We start from the raw sequence: 16,683 nt of genomic DNA on the forward strand, positions 1-16,683 counted from the left end.
CCAAGAGGCACCCCCTGGGTGCGAGACTAAGTGAACCATGAGGAGATGCGATTTATGGAAAACGTAACGATTATTACAGGACACAAGAATCCGGATACGGACTCTATTTGCTCTGCCCTGTCTTATGCCTATGTGAAGACCCAATTGGGTGAGAAGGTGGAGGCTTGCCGGGCTGGGAATGTGAACCCGGAAACCCAGTATGTGCTGGATTACTGGAAGGTGGACGCTCCCCGGCTGAACACGGAACTGGCGGAGGGCCAGGACGTGATTCTGGTGGACCACAATGAGCTGAGCCAGGCTGTGGACGGCTTCAGCAAGGCCAATCCTCTGGAAATTATCGACCATCACCGGATGGGCGGCATTGTGACGGCCAATCCTTTGATGGTACGGATTCAGCCGGTGGGCTGCACGGGCACCATTATTTACAATATTAGTGTGGAAAAGAACGTAACGCTGACCCCGACCATTGCGGGGCTGCTGTTCTCTGCCATTAGTTCTGATACGCTGTACTTCAAGTCCCCGACTACCACGGAAAAGGACAAGGAAGCGGCTATGGCGCTGGCGAAGATTGCCGGGCTGGAAGATCCGCAAAAGTACGCTATGGATATGCTGCAGGCTGGCTCTGCCATCAACTCTCTGAGCCCCAGCGCTATCTGCCACGGGGATATGAAGGAATTTGATTTCCCTCAGGGCAAGGTAACGGTGGCTCAGATCAACGTGATGGACGGGGAAAAGGCCAAGGCAAAATGGCCGGCGCTGCAGGGTGCTTTGCAGGATATGGTGGACCAGTGTGAAGCGGACACTACGCTGCTGATGGTGACGGATATTATCAATGAGGTGACGGAACTGTTGTGGGCTGGAAAGAACGCTGAGGTGCTGGACAAGGCGTTTGGCCAGCGGGAGGCTGACGGGCATTATCATCTGCCTGGGGTGCTGTCCCGGAAGAAGCAGATTGTGCCGCCGTTGACGAAGGCGTTTCAGGAATAGTATTGCATTAAGATGAAATCAGGCCGTGCAGGGTGCACGGCCTGATTTGTTTTGTGGTGGTGCGGTCCGCGGACCTGAAGTGATGTGGTATCGGGGCATCCACTCTCAGTCATCCACTAGCGTGGCTGCCAGCTCTCCCCTCGTATGATATGTATGTGAGTTATTAAAAACAGCTCACATACATATTTTTTGTGCGTATAGCGGTAAGAACCATTCGGAGAATTTTCCTCTTCCGGTTTCCCGTCTATACAATCTGAAGCTCTGTAACAAAAGGTTTTCCCATGGTACGATATCAGTAGAGTCTGATGTCCGGAGGCACTGCTATCTCCCCTTGCAGCCAGTTCGTCTGTGTCTGCTCCCTTTAGCATGCGGCCCAGCTCATGAAGCATTACTCCGCTAACACAGAAGTTGCATCTCCTGCCTTAGCACCAGCAAAAAGGCTGACAGGATGAATGCTAATTGCGCGAGGTTGCGGTTACTTCATGATGCCTGGGATAAACCTTTTGCTCAGGCTTCACAAATCTGATCTGGGAAGGAGGATGATATCATGATTAAGATCAACACTTTGTCAACTTTATACGTCGGTATTGATGTAAGTTCAAAATCCAATGTTGTCTATGCCATGGACTTTGAACAGAATAAGCTTCTTTCTGATTCTTTCCCTAATAATCAGCCTGGCGCTGAAAAATTGGCGAATGCTATCTGTAAATGTATGCTTTCTCATCGAAATCTAAATACTATCGTTTTCGCATTAGAATCCACCTCCATGTACAGTATTCATATTGCCAATTTCCTGTCAGCCAGCGAAATTCTCATGCCTTTTCATCCGTATGTTTATTGTCTCAATCCAAAAATCACAGCGAATTACCGAAAAACTTTTATTGGCCTTTCCAAAACTGATTCAACGGACGCATATATCATTTCTGATTTAGCTCGGGTTGGCAAAATCAAGAGTTCTCCCTGGAGAGGCAGTCAGTTTCTTGCACTCAAGCGTCTGACACGGCACCGACTGCACCTCGCTGAATGCATCACAAGAGAAAAGACCTACATGATTTCCAATCTGTTTCTTAAATTTAGTGAACTGGAGATTTTGGATCAGGAATCACAGCCCTTTAGTAACATTTTTGGGACCACTTCAGCTGCCGTTTTGACAGAATTCTTTTCTGTACAGGATATTGTGGATGCCAGCGAAGAAGAGCTCCTACAATTTCTGGCAAAAAAAAGCCGGAATCGCATTACAAACTTAGCTGAAACCTCTAAATTGCTAAAAAAGGCCGCCCAGGATTCCTATCGTCTTGATAAGCGTGCAGCTGAACCCCTGACAATCGCTCTGGCCAGTTCGTTCAACTGTATTGAGTCTTACAAGAAGGAAATTAAGGCAATTGATCATGCTATAGAAAAGACGGTCAAGGGCGTTAATCCTAACGCCTACATGATTCTACGGTCCATTCCTGGTATTGGACCAGTCTTGGCTGCTGGCATTCTCGCTGAGATTGGTGATATTTCCGCTTTTCGCTCAGCTGATTCGCTAGCTAAATACGTTGGACTTACTTGGCGCAAGAGCGATTCAGGCGACTTCGTGGCCGAGGAAACACCCGTTTTCAGAACGGGTAACACATATCTCCGTAATTATATTGGAGAGGCTGCAAACAGTGTCCGAAGATACATCCCTGAATACGCAGAGTATTACGCCAAGAAATATGCTGAAGTGCCAAAGCATCAGCATAAAAGAGCACTCGCGCTTGCATCTCGTAAATTAGTACGACTCGTTTTTGGTTTGCTGGTCAAAAACCAACTGTACGCCGGCGGAAAGTTGAACGCCGAACAGAATAACGATTTCAAATAGCACCCGTTTTTTTTGAAGCAACATCGGGTGCAGGTGAAGTGCGCCCTTTTTTTGATTAATACATAGAATATCTTAAAAAAAATATGCTTGACATATTACCAGAATGCTAAAGGCGAGAGCTATGGGCGCCCGCTGGGCAGAATGGCGGTGAACCTCATCCGTCGCCTTGCGGCGCCACCTTCTCCACGTTTGGTATGCTATGAATAAAGTAGACTGGCATATAGTTAAACCTCCTGGATTCGTTGAAAGGAGAGTATGTAAAATGTCTATATCGAAAGTCAGTGCAGAGGATAAATTAAAGGCTGTCAAAGCTGTTCTTGCTCATGAAGAATCACCAATGGTTTCTGCAAAAAGGTTAGGGGTTCACTGGAAAGCAGTACAGTATTGGGTAGATGAATATATAGGAAATGGTCCTGAGGTATTTAACAAAAGACAGGTTAAAAGTTATTCTGCTGATCTTAAGATCCAATGCGTAGAGGAATATCTTAAGGGCGAAACGACTATGTCCCAGCTGGTACAAAAATACGGATTAAAAAGTTCTCGTCAAATCAGAGACTGGTTAAAGAAGTATAATAGTCATGAGGAACTAAAAAGTTCGGGTACTGGAGGTGCCAAGATCATGACTAAAGCTAGACAAACGACCTTTGACGAGCGCGTTGAAATCGTAAAATACTGCATTGAAAACGGGAATGCTTACCATGAAACCGCTGAAAAGTTTAAGGTTTCCTACCAGCAAGTCAGAAATTACGTCTTAAAATATAATAAGTACAATACCGAAGGACTCATAGATGGGCGCGGACACAGGAAGCCAGTAGAAGTCCCTGAAGAAGCCCCTACAGAATATGAGTGTATGAAAGCTGAACTCAAACTGGCTAATGCAAAACTCAAAGCCAAGGATATGGAGATTGATTTCCTAAAAAAACTCGATATTGTGGAAAGGAGGCGGGATTCACACAAATAAGATATGGAGCCATTTATGAAGCCATTAAAGAACTGCACGCTGAAAAGAATTACCCTATTCTTGGCCTGTGCAAATTGGGAAAAGTGTCCCGGGCCGGCTACTACAAATGGCTTCATAGAGAGCCTTCAGCACGCGAAATTGACGACAAGGAAATTGCTAAAAGAATAGAAGAGATATACAAGGCTGACCCAGCTAAAGGGTACAGACGAATAGCTGATGACTTACGAGCCCCAAATAAGAAGATCTATCCTGACACGAAACCAATAGCAATTGGTGACGGTCGCGTTCTTCATCTTTGTCGAGTGATAAATATAAAGTCTACGATTAAATATGCCCCTAAGGGCTGCACCCAGCGTGCAATAGATCCTGCATACATTGCAGAAAATATCTTGAATAGGGAATTTAAAGCCGATGCCCCTAACCAGAAATGGTGTACTGACGTCTCAGAATTTCACTACTATGAGGGGGTAGTTGTGCATAAGGTATATCTGAGCGCGATTATTGACCTGTATGACAGACGAATTGTTTCCTATGTGATAAGCAACCGGAACGATAAAAATTTGGTATTCAATACCTTCAATAAGGCATTGTTGAAAAACCCTGGCGCGCATCCCCTGTTTCACTCTGACCGGGGATTCCAATACACCTGCAGGGATTTCCGCAAGATGATTCTAGATGCTGGTATGACGCAGAGTATGTCACGGATAGGAAAATGCATTGATAATGGCCCGATGGAAGGCTTCTGGGGCATGCTGAAAAGAGAACGGTACTATACTCGTGACTTCGACAGCCGTAAAGCTTTGGTAACGATGATTAATAACTACATGGAGTATTACAACAGTGGCCGTTTGCAGCGGAATTTGGGCCGTTTGACCCCTATGCAAAAACATAATAGCTACCAAATGGCGGCGTAGAGGTTTATATTATTAGGAACTGTCTACTTGACGGGGAGCACACCAGTTTGCAGAAGGCTTACTAGGCATCACTGGTCGTATGCTGAATGGGGGCTAGTGCGGGCCGTTAGGTAGTAAAATGAGGTCAAATCTTTGCATATAGTGAAAAATAGTAAAAAAAAAGGGACATGTCGTAACACGTCCCATCCAAAACCGTAAAACGGTTTTCAAGTTGAATATATTATAATATGGGATAGTTTAGTTGTCTAGGGGGAAAATGGGGGATAGGGCTGAAATGGGGGCGAGTTGGCTCTTCGGGTGGCTTGGTTGGGAACCCCATCCTGCAATGCCTGCGGCATTGCTTCCTTCCCCTTCTCCTGTTCGCGCAACGCGGCGAACAGGTAAGTGGAAGGCAGGCGGCCGGGGGCCGCGAAAAATGGATAAACTTCTATCGTCGCCTGTGGCGACACTTCCTGAGCGGTTCGCCGTACTCCAGTCAGTTTCGCCCACAGGGCTCACTTCCTGGACGGCTATCGCATGGGCCTTATTAACCAAACAGCCTCTTGCAAAATTTGTCGGGCTGTTTGGATGCGGCCGCAACGCTTGTAGGAAGCGTTCTAGGACACTACTGGTCATGTGCTGAATGGGAGCTAGTACAGGAATGTAGGTAGTTGCCCCAACCCGGCATTGCTGGAGGCAATGCCGACCTTCCCCGCCTTGGAATGATGTTGTGCGGGGAAGGCAGGCGGCCGGGGGCCGCTAATACTTGGTTGGCCCTCCGGGGTTCCTCTATCGGCACCTGCGGAGCCACTTTCCCCTCTGGGGAAAGTTTGTCCCCATCTGGGGCTAGTGAGGGCCGTTAGGTAGCTCAACTACAGAAAAATTGCCTGTGGCAATTTTTTGCTGTAGAAAACTCTGTACCGGGTTTTTGGTCGTGCGGTCTGCGGACTTCCTGGTGCTAGTGCCGGGAATCCTCGCTCAGTCAGCCACTGCGTGGCTGCCAGCTCCCCCCTAAAGTGAGGAGCCTTTAAAGGTTGGTGCGGTCAGCGGACTTTTGGTGATGGTCTAAGGTTTTCTACTTTATTTTCTTTTTTCTAGACAATCCGTTGCTGGTGGACGTATAATAGAAATTGTTTATAGCAGGAAAGTAGAAAAGCAGGGAGTGTTGGTTCATGTCGATTCAGTTGTGCATTGTAGTACTGTATATTGCTCTTTTGTTTGGTGTTTCGTTTTATGTGAAGCGGCGGGCGAGTCTCAATCCGGAGGAGTATTTGTTCGCGGGGCGGGCGTTTGGTCCTGGTTTGGTGGCGGTGAGTATTACTGGGATGGCGGTTGGTGCTGCGTCTACGGTGGGTGTGGCGGAGAGTGCTACGAAGGTGGGGCTTTCTGCTGGTTGGTACAATGGTGCTTGGTCCATTGGGGCGATTGTGATGGGTCTGGTGGCGGCGGGGAAGTATCGGTCGTTAAATTGTACTACGGTGCCGGAGTTATTTGAGCGGTGTTATGACAAGAAGGCGCGGATCATTAGTGTGATTGGGCTTTCTATGATTATGATTTGTATTACGTCTTTGCAGTATGTGGCGGGTGGCTCGATTTTGTCCACGCTGATGCCGGAGATTTTCTCTATGAAGACGGGTATGATTGTTAGCGCAATTGTGTTTATTGGGGTGACGTCCATTGGGGGGCTGTGGTCCTCGGGGCTGTCCAATTTGCTGAGTGTGTCGATTATTTATATCGGAATCCTGGTGTCGGTGGTTCGGATTCTGCTCCGGGACGGTGGTATTGCGGGGATTGAGGCGATGCTGCCGGCGGCGAATTTCCAGTGGTTCAGTTTCTTTGATGGGATTTCGGGGGCTACGCTGCTGGGCTGGATTCTGGTGATGACGACGCAGACGATTAGTGCGCAGGGGCCGGTGCAGATTGCCTGCGGGGCCAAGAGTGCCTCGGCGGCCCGGAAGGGGTTTGTACTGGGGGGTATTTTGATTTTCCCCATTGGTTTTCTTTCGGCGATTTTGGGTATGGCGGCTTTGGCGCAGTTCCCGGATATTAATCCGACGCAGGCGCTGCCTCAGATTATTATGAGTCTGGATCCGTTTACGTCGGGGCTGACGCTGGCGGCGCTCTGGGCGGCAGATGTTTCTACGGCCTGCACGATTCTTCTGGGTGCGGGGACGCTAATTGCGCAGGATATTTACAAGCGGTTCCTGCGGCCGGATATTACGGCTGACCAGTATGTCCGGGCCAATCGCTGGATTATTCTGGTGGTGGGGCTGGGTACGCTGTGGCTGGCGTTTAATGCGGTAGGTATTGTGAAGGTGATGATGATCGGGCTGAGCCTGACCACGGCTTTCACGCTGGTATTCCTCTGCACGATGTTTGCGCCGGGGCTGTGCCGGAAGAGTACGGCTTTTTGGACGACGCTGGTGGGCATTGTGGGGCTGCTGGTTTGGCAGCTGTGCCCGGGGATTCGGTTCCTGCCCCACGTGATTTATTTTGAATGGCTGATCTGCCTGGTAACGCTGCTTTTGGTGCGGCTTGTGGACCGGACACCCATCCGTCCATTGTAATTGGAATTGACTCCGGTCTTTCTGCCTGGCAGAAGGTCCGGAGTTATTTTTTATATTTTTTCTATTGAAAGGAGTTCTTATGCGCAAAAATATTCTCTTGTGTGGTGCGATTTTGGCTTGTTTGTCCCAGCCGGTGGTGTGGGCTGCCGGGGCTGGTACTGGGGGCGAGGCTGCGGGTACTGGCGGCACTCGTGTCAGTACGGTAAAGGCGCAGACAGTGGAAGCTGGGGCGGTGGTCCAGGCGGGTACGGTGCAGCCAGGGGCTGAGGTTTCCAGGGGGGAAGCGGCTGTTAAGACGGCTGGGGCTGGGAACGCTTTGGAGCAGGCTCAGCAGGGAAATCCGGCTCAGACAGCGGAGAAGCAGGAAGCGAAGGCAGGGGAGAAACCGGCCGAAAAGTCTGCGGCTCCGGAAAACAAGCCGGAGGGGCAGGAGAAGATGGCTGCGGAACAAGCGGCTGCCCAAGAGGCAACGGGGAAGGCTGAGCAGGCCAAGCCGGAAAAGCAGGAAGGGCAGGGGGTGAAGTCCGTCCGGCTGGCCAAGGCTCGGCAGGTGGAGGTGCCTGTAGTGGAGGGTGCTCTCCGGAAGCCGGGGATTAAGCTGGTGAAGCCCTACAAGGCGGTGCGGGTGCAGGGGCCGCTTAATCTGGTGTGGGACGTGTTTGGGCCTAAGGACAATTTGACACAGCTGGTGAAGGAGACTCGGAATCCGCATATCAATGTGGTTTCGCCCTGCTGGTGGGCCATTACGTCGGCCCAGGGGGATATTGCGCTCAAGGCAACGGATCTGGACTATGTGGAGCGGGCCCATGACCGGGGCTATGCGGTGTGGGCTCTTATTACCAATGGGTTTGATGCTAAGCTGACCCACGAGCTGCTGGACAATCCGGCGGGGCGGACCCAGGTGGTGCGGCAGTTGTGCAAGCTGGCCCATGATTACCAGCTGGACGGGGTGAATCTGGATTTTGAGAACATTAAAATGGAGGACCGGGACCGGCTGACGGATTTTGTGGGGGAGATTGCCCAGGCGCTGCACAAGCAGGGGCTGACGGTGTCCATTGATGTGACGGTGCCGTCGGAAAACGGCAATTGGTCCAAATGTTACGACCGGAAGGGGCTGGCGGAGCAGGTGGATTATGTGATGCTGATGGCCTACGACCAGCACAGCCGGCTGTCCCCTGTGAGCGGCTCGGTGGCAGGGCTTGACTGGGTGGAGCAGGGGGTAAAGCTGGTGCTCCAGGAGGTGCCGGCCAAGAAGCTGGTGCTGGGGATGCCGCTTTATATGCGGCTGTGGAAGGAAGAAAACGGCAAGGTGACGGCTTCCACGCTGACTATGAAGCAGGCGGAGCAGCTGATTGCGGACAAGGAGCTGGTGCCGGGCTGGAAGAGCCAGGAGGGGCAGCATTATTTCGAATATAAGGACCAAAATGTGTTGTACCGGGTGTGGCAGGAAGATGCCCGGTCCCTGGCGCTCAAGTCGGCGCTGGTGAGCCGCTACGACCTGGCGGGACGGGCGTACTGGCGGAAGGGGTTTGAGGACCCGGAAATCTGGGGGAAAGTGGACCCGGTATTTTGAGTTTACGGTAATGTTTTGAAAAAAGTTTCAGTTACGTTGTTATAACAACGGACTATTTGGCCTAAATTGCGTATACTACAATCATCGAGAACGTAAATGCCCTCGCAAGAGGCTCTGTACAATACATGGAGGTATGAATTATGGAAAACGCAAAAAAAGTTACTGGTGATATGCTGGTTGGTCAAATCGTCAACGAACATCCTGAAACCATTCCTGTTCTGATGGGGATTGGCATGCACTGCCTGGGCTGCCCTTCTTCCCAAATGGAATCCCTGAACGATGCTGCTTATGTGCATGGCTTCGACCCTGAAAAGGTTGTGGCTGCTGTCAATGAATGCATCGAAAAAGCCTAAGGGGTAAGGGGGAGTCAGCATGAGCGCATTTTTGGGTCCTATTCATCACTGGCTGTACGGCAAGATCCAGCTGCAGGAAGCGCTGATCCGCAAGATTGCGGAAGAAGCGGAAAAGAAGGGCTGGAACACTGGCGACAAGAAGGCTTCTGAATACGTAAATAACGAAACTCGTCCTTTGGACGAACTGATTGATACCATGAACATTCATGGCTGGCTGCAGGAACGCATTCATGATGCGGAAGGCCGGTATGCGGCTCTGGTAGGGGCGCTGCTCAATAACAACGCTGACCTGCTGCCGGAACTGGAAGCTCTGGCTATGCAGTTTGGCACGGAAAATGCGCTGCCGGCAGAAAGCTCCGCTGGGGACATTTACCGGGCGTTTGAAAACAAGTTTTTGAACGGGATGCCCTGCGACCATGTGAACCAGGTAACGGACCAGAATCCGGAAGCGTATGCCTGGGAGCAATCCAGCGACCTGCACGGCGGGTATTGGCAGGAAGCCAATGTGAATCCGGCGGTGTACTACGACCTGCGGGACAAGATGATGCAGGGGATGCTTGCCGATACGGCCTACGAATTACAGGGTGCTGACCACGTGCATTACGTGCTGAACCTGAAAAGCCTGTAAGAAAGGACCTGAAACATGAGCTACAGCATTGAAACTATGGTAGCGGAACACGCCAATATCAGCCGTATGCTGGAAGTAATCCGGCAGGCCTGCATCCAGATTCTGGAAGGCAAGCCGGTGGATGTGGCCGATTTCCGCCAGATTGTGGATTTTACCCGGAATTACTCCGATAAGCATCACCATGGCAAGGAAGAAAAGTTCCTGTTTCCAGAAATGACCGCCCATTTGGGACGGGTTGCGGAGACGCTGGTGACCAATGGGATGCTGGTTGAGCATGACCTGGGCCGGGACCATGTGATGAGCCTGGTCACTGCCCTGGACGAATATGAAAAGAACCCCAAGACGGAATACAAGCTGGACATCATTACCGAGGCTATGGGCTATGCCCGCCTCCTGAAACGCCACGTGGAGAAGGAAAACAATGTGGTGTACACTTTTGCCGAAGCGCATCTGGCACCGGAGATTATGGCCAGTGTGGATGAGCGCAGCAAGGTGTTTGAGGACCAGGAAAGTGCCAAGGGTGTGCAGAACCATTATTTGGCGATGCTTGATGTGTTGGAAAAGAAGTATGTGGGGTAGAAAAGTAACGCTTTATCTGTGATTACTGTCAAGAATAACCCTTTCTCTAGCATAAACCAGGTGAGAGCCCGTTCAAAACGAGGAATCGTTTTGAACGGGCTTTTGCTGTGTGTGGGGGGCCCCATCCTGCAATGCCGAACTGAAAACTCTTTCCGGCCCACCCCTTTCTACCATCCTTCGGGTGATGGAAAGAGGCGGGCCACCTTCCTCACGCTTGATGAAGGCAATTAAGGAAATAATTGCTTCCTTCCCCGCCTGGGACTGCTGTTGTGCGGGGAAGGCAGGCGGCCGGAGGCCGCTAAAAAACGAGAATGCTTGGTGCGGTCAGTGGACATTGCAGGCAATGTTTTCCGGGTATCCACTCAGCGGTTCGCTGCTAGCCAGTCATTTTCGCCCTACAATTAGAAACTTTCTCCGTCAGCCTAGCGGCTGCCACCTCCTTCACGCTGGTGTGCTCCCCGTCAAGTAGACAGTTCCTAATAATATAAACCTCTACGCCGCCATTTGGTAGCTATTATGTTTTTGCATAGGGGTCAAACGGCCCAAATTCCGCTGCAAACGGCCACTGTTGTAATACTCCATGTAGTTATTAATCATCGTTACCAAAGCTTTACGGCTGTCGAAGTCACGAGTATAGTACCGTTCTCTTTTCAGCATGCCCCAGAAGCCTTCCATCGGGCCATTATCAATGCATTTTCCTATCCGTGACATACTCTGCGTCATACCAGCATCTAGAATCATCTTGCGGAAATCCCTGCAGGTGTATTGGAATCCCCGGTCAGAGTGAAACAGGGGATGCGCGCCAGGGTTTTTCAACAATGCCTTATTGAAGGTATTGAATACCAAATTTTTATCGTTCCGGTTGCTTATCACATAGGAAACAATTCGTCTGTCATACAGGTCAATAATCGCGCTCAGATATACCTTATGCACAACTACCCCCTCATAGTAGTGAAATTCTGAGACGTCAGTACACCATTTCTGGTTAGGGGCATCGGCTTTAAATTCCCTATTCAAGATATTTTCTGCAATGTATGCAGGATCTATTGCACGCTGGGTGCAGCCCTTAGGGGCATATTTAATCGTAGACTTTATATTTATCACTCGACAAAGATGAAGAACGCGACCGTCACCAATTGCTATTGGTTTCGTGTCAGGATAGATCTTCTTATTTGGGGCTCGTAAGTCATCAGCTATTCGTCTGTACCCTTTAGCTGGGTCAGCCTTGTATATCTCTTCTATTCTTTTAGCAATTTCCTTGTCGTCAATTTCGCGTGCTGAAGGCTCTCTATGAAGCCATTTGTAGTAGCCGGCCCGGGACACTTTTCCCAATTTGCACAGGCCAAGAATAGGGTAATTCTTTTCAGCGTGCAGTTCTTTAATGGCTTCATAAATGGCTCCATATCTTATTTGTGTGAATCCCGCCTCCTTTCCACAATATCGAGTTTTTTTAGGAAATCAATCTCCATATCCTTGGCTTTGAGTTTTGCATTAGCCAGTTTGAGTTCAGCTTTCATACACTCATATTCTGTAGGGGCTTCTTCAGGGACTTCTACTGGCTTCCTGTGTCCGCGCCCATCTATGAGTCCTTCGGTATTGTACTTATTATATTTTAAGACGTAATTTCTGACTTGCTGGTAGGAAACCTTAAACTTTTCAGCGGTTTCATGGTAAGCATTCCCGTTTTCAATGCAGTATTTTACGATTTCAACGCGCTCGTCAAAGGTCGTTTGTCTAGCTTTAGTCATGATCTTGGCACCTCCAGTACCCGAACTTTTTAGTTCCTCATGACTATTATACTTCTTTAACCAGTCTCTGATTTGACGAGAACTTTTTAATCCGTATTTTTGTACCAGCTGGGACATAGTCGTTTCGCCCTTAAGATATTCCTCTACGCATTGGATCTTAAGATCAGCAGAATAACTTTTAACCTGTCTTTTGTTAAATACCTCAGGACCATTTCCTATATATTCATCTACCCAATACTGTACTGCTTTCCAGTGAACCCCTAACCTTTTTGCAGAAACCATTGGTGATTCTTCATGAGCAAGAACAGCTTTGACAGCCTTTAATTTATCCTCTGCACTGACTTTCGATATAGACATTTTACATACTCTCCTTTCAACGAATCCAGGAGGTTTAACTATATGCCAGTCTACTTTATTCATAGCATACCACGCTTGAAGGAGGCATGCTAGGCCGCTACTGACCGTGTGCTGAATGGGGGCTAGTGCAGGAATGTAGGTAGTGGCCCTCCGGGCGGATGTGATGTTAGTGCGGTCAGCGAACCTGAAGTGATGTGGTTCGGGGTATCCACTCTCAGTCATCCACTAGCGTGGATGCCAGCTCTCCCCTCGTATGATATGTATGTGAGTTATTAAAAACAGCTCACATACATATTTTTTGTGCGTATAGCGGTAAGAACCATTCGGAGAATTTTCCTCTTCCGGTTTCCCGTCTATACAATCTGAAGCTCTGTAACAAAAGGTTTTCCCATGGTACGATATCAGTAGAGTCTGATGTCCGGAGGCACTGCTATCTCCCCTTGCAGCCAGTTCGTCTGTGTCTGCTCCCTTTAGCATGCGGCCCAGCTCATGAAGCATTACTCCGCTAACACAGAAGTTGCATCTCCTGCCTTAGCACCAGCAAAAAGGCTGACAGGATGAATGCTAATTGCGCGAGGTTGCGGTTACTTCATGATGCCTGGGATAAACCTTTTGCTCAGGCTTCACAAATCTGATCTGGGAAGGAGGATGATATCATGATTAAGATCAACACTTTGTCAACTTTATACGTCGGTATTGATGTAAGTTCAAAATCCAATGTTGTCTATGCCATGGACTTTGAACAGAATAAGCTTCTTTCTGATTCTTTCCCTAATAATCAGCCTGGCGCTGAAAAATTGGCGAATGCTATCTGTAAATGTATGCTTTCTCATCGAAATCTAAATACTATCGTTTTCGCATTAGAATCCACCTCCATGTACAGTATTCATATTGCCAATTTCCTGTCAGCCAGCGAAATTCTCATGCCTTTTCATCCGTATGTTTATTGTCTCAATCCAAAAATCACAGCGAATTACCGAAAAACTTTTATTGGCCTTTCCAAAACTGATTCAACGGACGCATATATCATTTCTGATTTAGCTCGGATTGGCAAAATCAAGAGTTCTCCCTGGAGAGGCAGTCAGTTTCTTGCACTCAAGCGTCTGACACGGCACCGACTGCACCTCGCTGAATGCATCACAAGAGAAAAGACCTACATGATTTCCAATCTGTTTCTTAAATTTAGTGAACTGGAGATTTTGGATCAGGAATCACAGCCCTTTAGTAACATTTTTGGGACCACTTCAGCTGCCGTTTTGACAGAATTCTTTTCTGTACAGGATATTGTGGATGCCAGCGAAGAAGAGCTCCTACAATTTCTGGCAAAAAAAAGCCGGAATCGCATTACAAACTTAGCTGAAACCTCTAAATTGCTAAAAAAGGCCGCCCAGGATTCCTATCGTCTTGATAAGCGTGCAGCTGAACCCCTGACAATCGCTCTGGCCAGTTCGTTCAACTGTATTGAGTCTTACAAGAAGGAAATTAAGGCAATTGATCATGCTATAGAAAAGACGGTCAAGGGCGTTAATCCTAACGCCTACATGATTCTACGGTCCATTCCTGGTATTGGACCAGTCTTGGCTGCTGGCATTCTCGCTGAGATTGGTGATATTTCCGCTTTTCGCTCAGCTGATTCGCTAGCTAAATACGTTGGACTTACTTGGCGCAAGAGCGATTCAGGCGACTTCGTGGCCGAGGAAACACCCGTTTTCAGAACGGGTAACACATATCTCCGTAATTATATTGGAGAGGCTGCAAACAGTGTCCGAAGATACATCCCTGAATACGCAGAGTATTACGCCAAGAAATATGCTGAAGTGCCAAAGCATCAGCATAAAAGAGCACTCGCGCTTGCATCTCGTAAATTAGTACGACTCGTTTTTGGTTTGCTGGTCAAAAACCAACTGTACGCCGGCGGAAAGTTGAACGCCGAACAGAATAACGATTTCAAATAGCACCCGTTTTTTTTGAAGCAACATCGGGTGCAGGTGAAGTGCGCCCTTTTTTTGATTAATACATAGAATATCTTAAAAAAAATATGCTTGACATATTACCAGAATGCTAGAGGCGAGAGCTATGGGCGCCCGTTGGGCAGGCCCTCCGGGCCTATTGGATTGAACTTCCTCAGTCATCCCTATAGGATGACAGCCCCTTCACGCTTGAAGGGGCCATTCTTAGGCCAATACTGGCCGTGTGCTGAAAGTGGTTAGTGCTGAAATGCAGGTAGCCCCCGCTCTGCAATGCTTGCGGCGTTGCTTTCTTTTTCTGCTCTTTTTGTAAAATCCTGGAAAAATTCTAGGAATGGGGGTTGCCTTAGAGTCAGGTTTAAGTGTTATAGTAAATATGTAGTTTGTATTGGGTCCAACGGGGCTGCTGCATGGGTGGTGGCTGGTGCTGGGGGCTGGGTTTTAAGTTCCTTAGGTGCGGTGTTGGGCTGTTTGTTTTGTAAAGGAGAGATATTTATGCAAGGAAACTTTTTGTATTCGAATCCGGTTCGGCTGCATTTTGGTGAGAATGCGATTGATGCGCTGGCTGGTGAATTGGCGAAGTTTGGGCCTAAGGTGCTGCTGACCTACGGCGGGGGCTCGATTAAGAAGAATGGGGTTTACGAGGATGTGCTGGCTGCTCTGAAGAAGGCTGGCAAGGTGGTTGTGGAGCTGCCGGGGGTTATGCCCAATCCTACGGTGGCAAAGCTGAACGAGGGCTGCAAGCTGGCTAAGGCTGAAGCTGTGGATTTGATTTTGGCTGTTGGTGGTGGTTCTACCTGCGACTATGCCAAGGCGCTGTCGGTATCTGCCTACTGTGAAGAGGATCCTTGGACCAAGTATTATCTGCATATGGAGGATGTGGACAACAAGATTATTCCTGTTGGCTGCGTGCTGACTATGGCTGGGACGGGGTCCGAGATGAATGCGGGTTCTGTTATTACCAATCCGGAGCAGAAGCTGAAGATTGGGCATGTGTTCGATGACCGGGTGATGCCCAAGTTTACGATTTTGAATCCGCGTTATACTATGAGTCTGCCGGTGTACCAGATGAAAGCTGGGATTTTCGATATTATGTCCCATATTATGGAACAGTACTTCTCGGGCACGGATGACAATACGTCCGATTATCTGGCGGAGGGGCTGATGAAGTCTTTGATTCACAGTTCTCGTATTGCGGTGAAGGATCCGCAGGACTATGAGGCACGGAGCAATATTATGTGGACGGCTACCTGGGCACTGAATACGCTGATTGGCTGCGGCAAGTCCCAGGATTGGGAAGTGCATATGATTGGTCAGGCTGTAGGGGGCGTTACCAATGCGACCCACGGGATGACGCTGTCTGCGGTTTCTCTGCCTTACTACCGGCTGATCAAGGAAGCGGGGCTAGCCAAGTTCGCCCGGTTTGCGGTGAATGTTTGGGGCATCAATCCGGAAGGCAAGAGTCAGGAAGAATTGGCTGATGCGGGCCTGAATGCGCTGGAAGGTTGGATGAAGGAGATTGGTGTGTACCTGCATTTGTCCGAGCTGGGCTGCACGGAAGGGATGTTTGACGATATTATCAAGGGTACGTTCTTGCTGCAAGGCGGGTACAAGGTGCTGACGGCTGAGGATGTGCGGACGATTTTGACGGAAGCGATGTAAGAGGGGGATTGATGGGTGATTGGTGCGGTCAGCGGACCTGAAGTGATGTGGTTCGGGGTATCCACTCAGCGGTTCGCTGCTAGCCAGTCACTTTCGCCTTACAGGCTCAGTTCCTGGGCAGCTATCGCAGGGGTCGTATATTCCATTTCTCTACGGCCGGGGGCCTTGAGAAATGGATACGACTCCCTCAGTCATCCTGCGGTGACAGCTCTCCCAGTGGTTGGAGCTATGGGCGCCCTCTGGGCAGGCCCTACGGGCCAATTGGATTGAACTTCTTCCGTCATCCACGTTGTGGATGACACCTTCTTCACGTTTGCAGAAGGCTTACTAGGCCACTACTGGTCGTGTGCTGACTGGGGGTAGTGCAGAAATGTAGGTAGTGGCCCCAACCCGGCATTGCTGGAGGCAATGCCGACCTTCCCCGCCTTGGAATGTTGTTGGGCGGAGAAGGCAGGCGGCCGGGGGGCCGCAAATACCTGGATGAGCCCTCCGGGCGACTGGGATATTGGTGCGGTCCGCGGACACTTCGATCACAAAAAAATGAGTCTATGCAGTTTGGCTG

Annotated in this window: 13 protein-coding genes; 11 read left to right on the top strand and 2 right to left on the bottom strand. The window is 49.3% G+C overall.

From position 1 onward, the window contains the following. The first annotated feature begins 54 nt into the window (after window positions 1-54). The 9 genes from LKE88_RS00175 to LKE88_RS00215 all read left to right on the top strand — a co-directional run bounded on the left by LKE88_RS00175 (window position 55) and on the right by LKE88_RS00215 (window position 10,387). Window positions 55-987, top strand: coding sequence for a manganese-dependent inorganic pyrophosphatase (locus LKE88_RS00175; RefSeq protein ID WP_105325830.1), 933 nt, complete (start codon window positions 55-57; stop codon window positions 985-987). 547 nt (window positions 988-1,534) lie between these two features. Then, window positions 1,535-2,833 (top strand): IS110 family RNA-guided transposase, encoded by a 1,299-nt coding sequence (locus LKE88_RS00180; RefSeq protein WP_105325814.1) that lies wholly within the window; start codon window positions 1,535-1,537, stop codon window positions 2,831-2,833. A gap of 199 nt (window positions 2,834-3,032) precedes the next feature. Continuing rightward, a complete protein-coding gene (locus LKE88_RS00185) occupies window positions 3,033-3,794 on the top strand; it encodes a helix-turn-helix domain-containing protein (protein ID WP_105325742.1) in 762 nt (253 codons plus the stop codon). Between the two features lie 23 nt (window positions 3,795-3,817). Beyond that, a complete protein-coding gene (locus LKE88_RS00190; protein ID WP_255419934.1) occupies window positions 3,818-4,708 on the top strand; it encodes an IS3 family transposase in 891 nt (296 codons plus the stop codon). A 1,151-nt stretch (window positions 4,709-5,859) separates the two neighbouring features. After that, complete coding sequence (locus tag LKE88_RS00195; protein WP_105325828.1) at window positions 5,860-7,254, top strand: sodium:solute symporter family protein; 1,395 nt, start codon at window positions 5,860-5,862, stop codon at window positions 7,252-7,254. Between the two features lie 79 nt (window positions 7,255-7,333). Then, the gene (locus LKE88_RS00200; protein WP_231086916.1) at window positions 7,334-8,827 is read left to right on the top strand and encodes a glycosyl hydrolase family 18 protein; all 1,494 of its coding nucleotides are present in this window, start codon (window positions 7,334-7,336) and stop codon (window positions 8,825-8,827) included. A 140-nt stretch (window positions 8,828-8,967) separates the two neighbouring features. Further along, on the top strand, window positions 8,968-9,180 hold the full coding sequence (locus LKE88_RS00205; protein WP_105325827.1) for a DUF1858 domain-containing protein: 213 nt from the start codon (window positions 8,968-8,970) through the stop codon (window positions 9,178-9,180). Window positions 9,181-9,199: 19 nt separating this feature from the next. After that, window positions 9,200-9,808, top strand: coding sequence for a hypothetical protein (locus LKE88_RS00210; protein ID WP_105325826.1), 609 nt, complete (start codon window positions 9,200-9,202; stop codon window positions 9,806-9,808). Between the two features lie 15 nt (window positions 9,809-9,823). Further along, window positions 9,824-10,387 (top strand): hemerythrin domain-containing protein, encoded by a 564-nt coding sequence (locus LKE88_RS00215; RefSeq protein ID WP_231086911.1) that lies wholly within the window; start codon window positions 9,824-9,826, stop codon window positions 10,385-10,387. A gap of 492 nt (window positions 10,388-10,879) precedes the next feature. On the opposite strand, the gene LKE88_RS00220 is transcribed toward LKE88_RS00215, so the two are convergent. Both LKE88_RS00220 and LKE88_RS00225 read right to left on the bottom strand, forming a co-directional pair. Next, window positions 10,880-11,797 carry an IS3 family transposase gene (locus tag LKE88_RS00220; protein WP_105325363.1) on the bottom strand — a complete coding sequence of 306 codons (918 nt, stop codon included), beginning with the start codon at window positions 11,795-11,797 and terminating at the stop codon, window positions 10,880-10,882. After that, the gene (locus LKE88_RS00225; RefSeq protein ID WP_105325742.1) at window positions 11,794-12,555 is read right to left on the bottom strand and encodes a helix-turn-helix domain-containing protein; all 762 of its coding nucleotides are present in this window, start codon (window positions 12,553-12,555) and stop codon (window positions 11,794-11,796) included. The genes LKE88_RS00220 and LKE88_RS00225 overlap by 4 nt, the downstream gene beginning before the upstream one ends. A 593-nt stretch (window positions 12,556-13,148) precedes the next feature. Between LKE88_RS00225 and LKE88_RS00230 the strand changes: the two genes are divergently transcribed. Together LKE88_RS00230 and LKE88_RS00235 are read left to right on the top strand one after the other, a co-directional pair. Continuing rightward, complete coding sequence (locus tag LKE88_RS00230; protein WP_276802284.1) at window positions 13,149-14,447, top strand: IS110 family RNA-guided transposase; 1,299 nt, start codon at window positions 13,149-13,151, stop codon at window positions 14,445-14,447. A 507-nt stretch (window positions 14,448-14,954) separates the two neighbouring features. Continuing rightward, entirely contained in the window at window positions 14,955-16,121 is a 1,167-nt protein-coding gene (locus LKE88_RS00235) for an iron-containing alcohol dehydrogenase (RefSeq protein ID WP_231086905.1), read from the top strand. Window positions 16,122-16,683: the final 562 nt, after the last annotated feature.

The organism is Acidaminococcus hominis (assembly GCF_022484025.1).
GTDB classification, from domain to species: Bacteria; Bacillota; Negativicutes; order Acidaminococcales; family Acidaminococcaceae; genus Acidaminococcus; species Acidaminococcus hominis.

Coding starts and splice junctions, on each gene's coding strand:
- LKE88_RS00175 (WP_105325830.1), top strand. CDS start 55: ATGGAAAACGTAACGATTATTACAGGACACAAGAATCCGGATACGGAC.
- LKE88_RS00180 (WP_105325814.1), top strand. CDS start 1,535: ATGATTAAGATCAACACTTTGTCAACTTTATACGTCGGTATTGATGTA.
- LKE88_RS00185 (WP_105325742.1), top strand. CDS start 3,033: ATGAATAAAGTAGACTGGCATATAGTTAAACCTCCTGGATTCGTTGAA.
- LKE88_RS00195 (WP_105325828.1), top strand. CDS start 5,860: ATGTCGATTCAGTTGTGCATTGTAGTACTGTATATTGCTCTTTTGTTT.
- LKE88_RS00200 (WP_231086916.1), top strand. CDS start 7,334: ATGCGCAAAAATATTCTCTTGTGTGGTGCGATTTTGGCTTGTTTGTCC.
- LKE88_RS00205 (WP_105325827.1), top strand. CDS start 8,968: ATGGAAAACGCAAAAAAAGTTACTGGTGATATGCTGGTTGGTCAAATC.
- LKE88_RS00210 (WP_105325826.1), top strand. CDS start 9,200: ATGAGCGCATTTTTGGGTCCTATTCATCACTGGCTGTACGGCAAGATC.
- LKE88_RS00215 (WP_231086911.1), top strand. CDS start 9,824: ATGAGCTACAGCATTGAAACTATGGTAGCGGAACACGCCAATATCAGC.
- LKE88_RS00225 (WP_105325742.1), bottom strand. CDS start 12,555: ATGAATAAAGTAGACTGGCATATAGTTAAACCTCCTGGATTCGTTGAA.
- LKE88_RS00230 (WP_276802284.1), top strand. CDS start 13,149: ATGATTAAGATCAACACTTTGTCAACTTTATACGTCGGTATTGATGTA.
- LKE88_RS00235 (WP_231086905.1), top strand. CDS start 14,955: ATGCAAGGAAACTTTTTGTATTCGAATCCGGTTCGGCTGCATTTTGGT.